The sequence below is a fragment of the Streptomyces prasinopilosus genome (genome assembly GCF_001419695.1).
Taxonomy (GTDB): domain Bacteria; phylum Actinomycetota; class Actinomycetes; order Streptomycetales; family Streptomycetaceae; genus Streptomyces; species Streptomyces prasinopilosus.
In genome coordinates this window covers 1-1,894 of record NZ_LIRG01000993.1, presented here as the reverse complement: position 1 = coordinate 1,894, position 1,894 = coordinate 1, and the positions used below count along the sequence as shown (strand labels likewise).

General features: G+C 75.5%; 2 protein-coding genes and 1 pseudogene. 1 reads left to right on the top strand and 2 read right to left on the bottom strand.

Going from position 1 to position 1,894, the window contains the following annotated elements:
- Positions 1-521: CoA transferase (locus tag AOK18_RS29445; protein WP_139058563.1), on the bottom strand; the 521-nt coding region annotated here is incomplete at its 3' end.
- A 547-nt stretch (positions 522-1,068) separates the two neighbouring features.
- Between AOK18_RS29445 and AOK18_RS29440 the strand changes: the two genes are divergently transcribed.
- Entirely contained in the window at positions 1,069-1,284 is a 216-nt protein-coding gene (locus AOK18_RS29440) for a hypothetical protein (RefSeq protein WP_055696285.1), read from the top strand.
- Here AOK18_RS29440 and AOK18_RS29435 read toward each other — a convergent pair.
- Positions 1,281-1,883: pseudogene (locus tag AOK18_RS29435) on the bottom strand (endonuclease V); the annotation flags it as partial. The gene AOK18_RS29440 and the pseudogene AOK18_RS29435 sit on opposite strands and share 4 nt — an antisense overlap.
- Positions 1,884-1,894: the final 11 nt, after the last annotated feature.

The following is a 1,894-nucleotide window of genomic DNA, read 5'->3' as shown; positions in this document are numbered from 1 at the left end:
GCGTAGTCGCCGAGCAGGTTCGCCGGAACGGCCGGGGGCCGGCCGGGGCCGCCGATCATGCCGAGGGTGCCGGTGCGGGCGATGTACGCGATGTCGTGCCCCGCGCGGTCCGCGAGCGGTCCCTGCTGGCCCCAGCCGGTCATCCGGCCGTAGACGAGGCGCGGATTCCGGGCGTGGCACTCCCCGGGGCCGACCCCGAGGCGCTCGGCGACACCGGGGCGGAAGCCCTCGACGAGGATGTCGGCGCGCTCGGCCAGGTCGAGGACGCGGTCGGCACCGCCGGGAGCCTTCAGGTCGACGACCACGGAGCGCTTGTTGCGGTTGGTGACGTCGTGGGCCGGGTCGACACCGAGTCCGGGGCCGCCGGGGCGGTCCACGCGGACGACGTCGGCACCCAGGTCGGCCAGAAGCATCGCGGCGAACGGGCCGGGGCCGATCCCGGCCAGCTCGACCACCCGCACACCGGTCAGCGGCCCCTGCCCCGGCGACCGCGCGGGGGCGGTTGTCCGTGCCTCCGTCATCACACCCCCAGCTTTGACACAACCGATGTCACACCGATGATGCTAAGAACACCTTCCACTCCGCACAAGAGCGGGCGAGCAAGCGCTTGGCCACTACTCGCCACTGTACGGCGCGGCCGGTGCTCCCACCCTGTTCACGTCTCGCCCGTTCCGCCACCGGACGTCTCGGCGCAACGGTGCGCCCGCGGAGGACGCGCACGTCGCGGGCTCTCCGGGAAGGGCCGCTCCGGCTCCGCGGGAACCGTCCCGGCGATCCGGCCGACGCCCGCCGGGACGGCGCGGGCCGGTCCGAAGGCCGCCGCCCGTCCGGTGGGCCGGACGGCGGGGCGGTCCACCCCGAGGCACGGCGCACCGTCATGGCCTCTGTCCGCCGGTGGAGTGTCGGCCCGCCGCCCGTGCGGATGCTCGGGCGCCCGCGCCCGGTTCGCGTCGTCCCGCACCCGTCCGCGACGGCACCGGGTGGGGACTTTCCGGTGCCGGGCCCGGGCCGGGCTGCGCCGCACTGCGCGCAAGTGCCAAGAAGGAGTTCAATGGAACACTTGAAGGCATGCGATTTCTTCTCGAAGTGGGCATGGACGACGGGGCGTTGGCGAAGGACCCCGCGGGCGAGCTGGGGCGGATCCTGCGCTACTGGGGCGGGAACCTGCACCACTACCCGATGAGGGCCGGTGACGGGTCGGAGGTCTACGACTCCGAGTACCGCGGGGTGGGCCGCTGGCGCATCGAGCAGGGCGGGGGTGACGAGCCGGAGGGGGCCTCCTAGGAGGTCGCGCCCCCCGCCTCCCGGAGGGCCCTGCGGCACAGGGCGTCCGCCCGGCGGGTGGTCTCCGGGAGGCGGTGGGCGGGGGTCAGCGCGAGGGTGTGGGCGCAGGCGTTGGCGAGGCCGACGCGGTGGCCGACCGAGACGAAGACCGGCTTGACGGAGTCCCTGGTGCGCAGGGCCCGGCCGACCTCCTCGGTGCCGGCGAGCAGCGCGGCCGTGCTGCCGCGCGGGGTCGCCGGGGCGGCGAAGGCGAAGGTGAACGGGTTCTTGGCGACGCCGATCGTCGGCAGTCCGGTGAGGACCCCGAGATGGCTCGCGAGACCGAAGCGGCGGGGATGGGCGAGCCCGTAGCCGTCGCAGACGACCAGGCCCGGCGGGCACGGCAGGGCGTCGAGGGCGGCCAGCACGGTGGGGATCTCCCGGAAGGCCAGCAGGCCGGGCACGTACGGGAAGGAGATCCGGCCGACGGCCGTCGCCTCGGCGACGGTCGCGAGGGTCGCCCCGTCCAGGACGACGGCCGCCGCCGCGACGAGGTCCCGCTCGTCGTCGTAGGCCACGTCGACCCCGGTGACCCGGCCCGTCCCGGGCGCCGGGCCGGGTCACCGGGGTC